The 6,820-nt window shown below is 67.9% G+C and carries 6 protein-coding genes; 4 read left to right on the top strand and 2 right to left on the bottom strand.

Annotation, left to right across the window (positions count from 1 at the left end; genetic code table 11):
- Nucleotides 1-76: 76 nt before the first annotated feature.
- Entirely contained in the window at nucleotides 77-1,912 is a 1,836-nt protein-coding gene (locus tag ABE423_RS11055; RefSeq protein WP_253143542.1) for a glycosyltransferase family 39 protein, read from the bottom strand.
- A gap of 42 nt (nucleotides 1,913-1,954) precedes the next feature.
- Between ABE423_RS11055 and ABE423_RS11050 the strand changes: the two genes are divergently transcribed.
- The 4 genes from ABE423_RS11050 to ABE423_RS11035 are packed head-to-tail and all read left to right on the top strand — an operon-like array spanning nucleotide 1,955 to nucleotide 6,321.
- Nucleotides 1,955-2,908 carry a MoxR family ATPase gene (locus ABE423_RS11050; protein WP_032127770.1) on the top strand — a complete coding sequence of 318 codons (954 nt, stop codon included), beginning with the start codon at nucleotides 1,955-1,957 and terminating at the stop codon, nucleotides 2,906-2,908.
- 23 nt (nucleotides 2,909-2,931) lie between these two features.
- On the top strand, nucleotides 2,932-3,855 hold the full coding sequence (locus ABE423_RS11045) for a DUF58 domain-containing protein (RefSeq protein WP_185749964.1): 924 nt from the start codon (nucleotides 2,932-2,934) through the stop codon (nucleotides 3,853-3,855).
- Complete coding sequence (locus tag ABE423_RS11040; RefSeq protein ID WP_253143541.1) at nucleotides 3,848-5,797, top strand: DUF3488 and transglutaminase-like domain-containing protein; 1,950 nt, start codon at nucleotides 3,848-3,850, stop codon at nucleotides 5,795-5,797. Before ABE423_RS11045 ends, ABE423_RS11040 begins: the two co-directional genes overlap by 8 nt.
- Nucleotides 5,794-6,321: a Slp family lipoprotein gene (locus tag ABE423_RS11035; RefSeq protein WP_032127773.1), complete on the top strand. Its 528-nt coding sequence runs from the start codon at nucleotides 5,794-5,796 to the stop codon at nucleotides 6,319-6,321. The genes ABE423_RS11040 and ABE423_RS11035 overlap by 4 nt, the downstream gene beginning before the upstream one ends.
- 98 nt (nucleotides 6,322-6,419) lie before the next feature.
- Here ABE423_RS11035 and ABE423_RS11030 read toward each other — a convergent pair whose 3' ends face one another.
- Entirely contained in the window at nucleotides 6,420-6,779 is a 360-nt protein-coding gene (locus ABE423_RS11030) for a histidine triad nucleotide-binding protein (RefSeq protein ID WP_014646179.1), read from the bottom strand.
- Nucleotides 6,780-6,820 lie beyond the last annotated feature (41 nt).

Genomic DNA, 6,820 nt, shown 5'->3' with positions numbered 1-6,820 from the left:
TTTTGTTTCTTTTTTCCGTTGTTCTTGCCTTTTTACATCCCCCCCCCCCCCCCCCCCGACTCTACAAAAGCAGGACTCAACGAACTTCGAACGGCTGCTCCTGCCACTCTTCCACGCTGCCATCGCGGCCATACAGGCGCAGGCCCAGCCAATGCCTGCCCGGCGCCAGCGTGGTGGTATCCAGCGATGCGTCGAAGCCCACCGCCGGGTGCTGCGGATCGGTGCTGTCCGGCCACACGGGGCGCACGTCGAACACACGCCCATAGCGGGCGTCACCGATGGAACGGCCATCGACCAGCACTTCGACGCGTGCCAGGCCGACGCCATCCTTGAACGCCCAGCCCTTGATCGCGAACGTGCCGGACACCTTCTCGCCATTGGAAGGCGCATCCAGCCACGCCATCGCCGGCGTCACGCACGGCCCTTCCGCGCGCTGCACCGGCAGGCGGAACAACAGGAAGCGCTGGAACCCGTGATCACTGCTGACCACGCGTGGCGCCGGCATCGGCCCCACCTGATCGCAGATGGCGTGATAGCGCTCCAGCAGTTCGCGATAGCGCTGGTCGCTGGGTGACAGCACCAGCAGCATCGGCGCCGTGCGCTCGCCCTCATGCAGCAGGCCCCACTGTGCCAGCTGCGCGGTGCGGCCATGCTTGTCATTGAGCGGATGCGGCAGCACCTCGATGTTGCCATTGCCCAGCTGGAAGCCCAGTTCGGCGCCGACCTTGAAGTTGCCGGCCAGCACGCGCGTCCCTTCCGGCATCTGCCGAAGCTCTTCATGGACCGCTACGGCCAGTGGTTGCCAGCCAGCGAAATTGCGCGGGTAGTACTTGCTGCCGGCCATCTGCTCGCGCAGTGCCGGCGTGGATGCCATCAGGTAGTAGCCGAACGCCAGCACCATGCCCGCGCCTGCCAGCCACCAGCCGGTGCGGCGCAGCCAGCGCGGCCAGCCGTTGAGCACTACCGGCACCGCCACCAGCAGTGCGAGGTAGCCCGGCAGCGGCCAATGGAAACTGATCCGCTCGACGTCAGTGAAGAAGCCAAGCACGAAAATGCCCAACGTGGATACGCCGCCCACCAGGCCGAAATAGCGCCACTGCACGCGCGCACCGCCACCGCTCCGGGTTCCTGCCAGCGCCACCTTCCACATCGCCATGCACAGGATCGGCGTCACCAGCATCGGCTGGATCACCAGGAACCACAGCCCGCCCCATTCAAAGGCCCAGGGATGACGCTCGACCACCTGGAATTTCAGACCGGCATCGTGGTTGTCCGCATTCCACGCCAGCAGTGGCAGCCATGCCAGCACGCCCACCGCCAGTGCGACCCACACGCGCGGATCGGCCAGCATGCGCCGCCCCTGCGGCAATGCCAGCAGCGCGATGAAACCGACGCCGATGACACCGATGAAACGGTAGTGGCTGAGCGCACCGATCAGCAGGCCCAGCGCCAGCTTCATCGCCGAGGAGGCATCCACGTTGTGCAGCAGGCGCGCACCGGCGTGCAGGCAGATCACCGCCGCCAGCGCCATCGGCACGTCGGGTACCGCCAGCAGGCCCAGCGTCGCCGACAACGGCATCAACAGCGTGAGGCTGCCCGCCTGCCAACCCGCCACATTGCCGAACCAGCGCGTGGCCGTGCGCACCACCAGCAGCGGCAACAGCGCACCGATGGCCAGGAACGGCAGGCGCAGCGCAAGCACGTGATGACCGCCGAGCTCCACGCCCAGGCGGGCCAGCCAGGCGGTCAACCCGGGCAGATCCGAATAGGCCGCGGCCAGATGCTGGCCTTCCTGCCAATAGAACGCTTCGTCGACGAACAGCGGCAAGCGCGCGGCAACGATCAGCTTGGCCGCTGTGACCAGCGTCCATAACCAGAGAAATATCGTCCGTGCGCGCTGTTCGCCTTGCATTGCTCTATGGATAATCGAGTGGATTCCAGATCTGAGACGATCATGCCAGCTTCGTCCCCCAACCCCAGCATGCTAACCGATCAATTGCGTCAGGCCCTGCGGGAGGCACAGGATCAGGTGAACGCACTGGTACTGGGCAAGGTGCCGGAAGTCAGGCTGGCGTTCGTCGCATTGCTGTCCGGCGGTCACCTGCTGATTGAAGATCTGCCCGGCCTGGGCAAGACCACGCTGGCGCATGCGCTGGCCAGCAGCCTCGGCCTCAGCTTCCAGCGCGTGCAGTTCACCTCCGATCTGTTGCCCGCCGATGTGCTGGGCGTGTCGGTGTATGAAGCCGGCAGCCGTCAGTTCCAGTTCCACCCCGGCCCGGTGTTCACCCACGTACTGCTGGCCGACGAGATCAACCGCGCACCACCGCGCACGCAGAGCGCGTTGCTGGAAGCGATGGCCGAGCAACAGGTCACCCTGGATGGACAGACCCATGCCCTGCCCGATCCTTTCTTCGTGATCGCTACGCAGAACCCGGTGGATCTGTCCGGCACGTTCCCGCTGCCGGATTCGCAGCTGGACCGCTTCCTGTTGCGGCTGGCGATGGGTTACCCCAGCGCGCAGGCCGAGCGCGAGCTGCTGCGCGGCAGCGATCGCCGCGACCTGATCGCGCGTGCCGTACCGAAACTGGATGACACCCAGGTGCGCGCGCTGCGCGACGCAGTGAACCAGGTGCATGCCAGCGACGCGCTGATCGACTATGTGCAGGCGCTGCTGACCCGCAGCCGCCAGCATGCCGGTGTGCGCGTGGGCCTGTCGCCACGTGCGGGCCTGGCGCTGCTGCGCGCGGCCAAGGCACATGCCCTGCTGCTGGGGCGCGGCCATGTGGTGCCCGAAGACGTGCAGACCCTGTTCGTGGCGGTGGCCGGTCACCGACTGGTGGCGGAAGCCGAATCCAGTTCGGGTCCGGCACTGGCGCGCGCGATCCTGCAGACCGTCGCGGTGGACTGAGCGTGGCCACACGCTGGGCACGCATGCAGCTGCTGGCTCGGCCACGCAGGCCCGAAGCCTTGCCGAGGCGGCTGGACCGCCATCGCATCTATGTGCTGCCCACCCGCTTCGGCCTGTTCGTTGCCACCCTGCTGACGGCCATGCTGCTGGGCGCACTGAACTACAACAACAACCCGGCGCTGCTGCTGGCCCTGCTGCTCGCGGCAGCAGCAATCGCCAGTGCCATTGCCGCGCATCTCCAGTTGTCCGGCGTGCAGATCGATGCGATCTCCGCCGAGCCGGTAGCGGCCGGGCAACCGTTGCGTCTGCGCGTGGACCTCTCACTGCGTGACCCGCGTGCGCGGCACGGCCTGCATCTGCAGCTGGGTGACAGCAACGCCTGGACCTCGCTGCCTGCGCACGGCCGTGGCGAAGTGGAACTGGACGTTCCCAGCGAACGCCGTGGCTGGCTGGAACTGCCGCGCATCCGACTGTCCACCACCCAGCCGCTGGGCCTGGTGCGGGCGTGGTCGTGGGTGTGGCCGGAACAGCCGCTGCTGGTCTACCCGCTGGCCGAAGCCGTGGCGCCTGCACTGCCGGAGAGCGGCAGCGATCCGCTGCACACCCGCGCCCATGCCAGCGGCGAGGAACTGCATCAGCTACGCCCCTACCGGGCCGGCGATGCGCCGCGCAGCATTTCCTGGAAGCACTCGGCACGCCGCGACAGCCTGCTGGTGCGCGAGTACGAAAAGCCGGTCGGCATCGAAGTGATCCTCGACTGGCGCTCGTTGGCGCCGTTGGGCCATGAAGCACGCATCGCTCGATTGGCGCGCTGGGTGGATGTGGCAGAGCGCGAGGGCCGCCGCTACACCCTGCTGCTGCCTGCACACCCGCCGTTCGGGCCCGGTCAGGGCGCCAGCCACCATCACCTGTGCCTGCGCGCGCTGGCGCTGATGCCGCATGACTGAGACCCCGGCCCTGCTCGACCGCAATGCCCGCAACTGGACCCTGGCCAGCGCGGCGCTGGCCTTGTTGCCGTTGCTGCTGCAGCTGCCGCCACTGCTGGCTGGTGTGATCGCGCTGGCGGCGATCATCACCGCCGCCCTGTCGTGGCGGACAGTGTTGCCGATGCCGGTACGCCTGCTGCTGGTGCTGGGCATGCTCGGCGCCATCGTCTGGCAGATGGGCATGGTGCGCCCCGGGCGCGATACCGGTTGCGCACTGCTGGCCGCGATGCTGGCGATCAAGTCCAGCGAGCTGCGCAGCCTGCGTGATGCCCGCAGCCTGCTCGGCTTCGCGCTGTTCTCGCCCTTTGCAGCATTCCTGCTCGACCAGGGGCCGCTGACAACCGCGCTGGCCGCGCTGGCCGGGGGCAGCGCACTGATCGCGCTGCAACGCCTGGCCCAGGATGAAGGTCATGCCGGCCGCCTGCCACTGCGCGGGCAGCTGCATGGTGTCGGCCGCCTGTTGGCGATCGGCCTGCCGCTGGCATTGGCCTGTTTCTGGCTGTTCCCGCGCCTGGCCACGCCACTGTGGGGTGTTCCCGAGCGCGCCGTGGGTACGCCGGGGTTGTCCGACAGCATGGAGCCCGGCCAGTGGTTGGACCTGATGGCCGACGACAGCCCGGCGCTGCGCGTGCAGTTCTTCGGCATTCCACCCGAGCCGGCGCAGCGTTACTGGCGCGGCCCTGTACTGACCGCCTTCGATGGACGGCGCTGGACACGCGACCGCGCCAGCGCGCGGCGGCCTGCTGCGGTGGTTGAAGCAAGTACACAGGGCTGGGATTACCAGATCGACTACGAGCCGACCGAACGCCGCCAGCTGGTGGCGCTGGACCTGCCCAGCCGCGCGCCTGCAGGCAGCATGCTGGATGCGGACATGAGCCTGAGCAGCGAACGCCCGCTGGCCTCGCTCAGCCGCTGGCGGTTGCATTCAGCCCCTCCACTGCGTTTCGACAGCACGCTGTCGCCCTATCTGCGCCGCGCGACGCTGCAGCTGCCGACCGGCTTCAACCCGCGCACCGCCACGTTGGCGCAGCAATGGCGACAGGAGGCTGGCAGCGATGACGAGGCCATCGTGCGCCGCGCGCTGCAGTGGATCACCACCGACTTCTCGTACACGCTGGACACCCCTGCGGCGGGACGCGACCCGATCGACGAGTTCCTGTTCGGCTACAAGGCCGGCTTCTGTGAACACTTCAGCTCGGCCTTCGTGGTGCTGATGCGCAACGCCGGCGTCCCGGCGCGGGTGGTGACCGGTTTCGCCGGCGGCACCCGCAACCGCATCGGCGACTACTGGGTAGTGCGGCGAATGGATGCCCACGCCTGGGCCGAGGTGTGGCTGCCGCAGCGCGGCTGGGTCCGGGTCGACCCGACCGCAGCCGTGGCACCGGAACGCATCCTGGACACACTGGATGACCGCCTGCAGGCCGGCACGGACACGCCACTGCAGCAGCGTTGGCTGCAGCTGGGCGAGCTGGGCGACTGGCTGCGCCGCGGCTGGAACGACCTGGTGCTGTCATTCGATGCGCGCCGCCAGCAACAGCTGCTCAAGCCGTTCGGGCTGGACGATCTGGGCCCCGGGCAGCTGGTCGCTGGCTTCGTGGTGGCCGCACTGCTGGCGCTGGCGTGGATGGCCTGGCTGCTGGCCCGTGGCGAGCGCGAACGCGACCCGCTGCTGCGCGCCTGGCACCGGCTCGGACGGCGCTACGCCCGCCTCGGCCTGGCCCGTGAACCGCACGAAACCGCCCAGGACTGGGCACAGCGCGTACACCGGCAGCGTCCTGACCCGGCCCTGCTCGCGCTCAGCCAGCGTTTCGCTGATGCGCGTTACGCTGGAACTTGCACCGACCTCGCTTCATTATTGCGGGACCTGCGCAGGCATCGCCCGACTTCCGGAGCCTCCCCATGAACACCAAGTTCCTTCTCACCGCTGTGGCCACGCTGGCCCTGTCGGCCTGCGCCACGGCCCCCAAGCCGCTGCAGGGACAGTTCAGCCTGGTCTCCCCTCGCGATTCAGTCGCTACCCAGCAGGTCGGCACGCCGGTCCGTTGGGGCGGTCGCATCATCGAAACCAAGCCCGGCCAGGGCGAGACCTGCTTCCAGATCATCTCGCGCCCGCTCAATGGCAGTGGCCGCCCGAACACCACTTCGTCCGATGCCAGCGACGGTCGTTTCATCGCCTGCCGTGCCGGCTTCTACGACCCGGCGGTGTTCGAAGCCGGTCGTGACGTGACCTTCATCGGCAAGATCGACGGCTACCAGAACACCCGCATCGGCGAATACGACTACCGCCTGCCGAAGCTGTCGGCCGATGTGATCTACCTGTGGCCGGAACAGCGTCAGGTCGACGTGGTGCCCTATCCCTATGGCCCGTGGGGCCCGAGCCCGTATGGCCCGTACTGGGGCGGCTATGGTCGCTGGGGCTGGTGGTGATAATCACCGCACAGGCATGACGGAAAAGGCCGCCCTCGGGCGGCCTTTTCCATCCACGCCGGGATACGGTAGATCCACGCCATGCGTGGATAGGGGCTTCAACGCCCCGGGGTACCGAAGTGCCCCAGCGGCGCACCGGCCAGCAGGTGCATGTGGATATGGAACACGGTCTGCCCGGCATCCTCGCGGCAGTTCATCACGATGCGGTAGCCGTCCTGAGCAAAGCCCTCGCGGCGCGCATACTCGGCGGCAGCCAGCGCCAGCTTGCCGATCAGGTGCGCCTGCGACGGCTGCAGGTCATCCAGGGTCGGAATGATCTCGTTCTTCGGAATGAACAGCACGTGCACCGGCGCCTGCGGTGCGATGTCCTTGAAGCCCAGCACCTCGTCATCCTCGTAGACGATGGTGGCCGGGATCTCGCGACGGATGATCTTGCTGAAGAGGGTTTCGTTGCTCATGGTCGGCCTCGGCGGGGATGTCTCCCGCATTGTAGGCCGCC

Source organism: Stenotrophomonas sp. TWI1409, assembly GCF_039673015.1.
GTDB lineage: Bacteria > Pseudomonadota > Gammaproteobacteria > Xanthomonadales > Xanthomonadaceae > Stenotrophomonas > Stenotrophomonas maltophilia_A.
The sequence above is the reverse complement of the archived record's forward strand: the minus strand, read 5'-3'. Positions and strand labels throughout refer to the sequence as shown.

Excerpts from the sequence above, each read along its gene's own strand:
- ABE423_RS11055 (WP_253143542.1), bottom strand. The coding sequence starts at position 1,912 with ATGCAAGGCGAACAGCGCGCACGGACGATATTTCTCTGGTTATGGACG.
- ABE423_RS11050 (WP_032127770.1), top strand. The coding sequence starts at position 1,955 with ATGCCAGCTTCGTCCCCCAACCCCAGCATGCTAACCGATCAATTGCGT.
- ABE423_RS11045 (WP_185749964.1), top strand. The coding sequence starts at position 2,932 with ATGCAGCTGCTGGCTCGGCCACGCAGGCCCGAAGCCTTGCCGAGGCGG.
- ABE423_RS11040 (WP_253143541.1), top strand. The coding sequence starts at position 3,848 with ATGACTGAGACCCCGGCCCTGCTCGACCGCAATGCCCGCAACTGGACC.
- ABE423_RS11035 (WP_032127773.1), top strand. The coding sequence starts at position 5,794 with ATGAACACCAAGTTCCTTCTCACCGCTGTGGCCACGCTGGCCCTGTCG.
- ABE423_RS11030 (WP_014646179.1), bottom strand. The coding sequence starts at position 6,779 with ATGAGCAACGAAACCCTCTTCAGCAAGATCATCCGTCGCGAGATCCCG.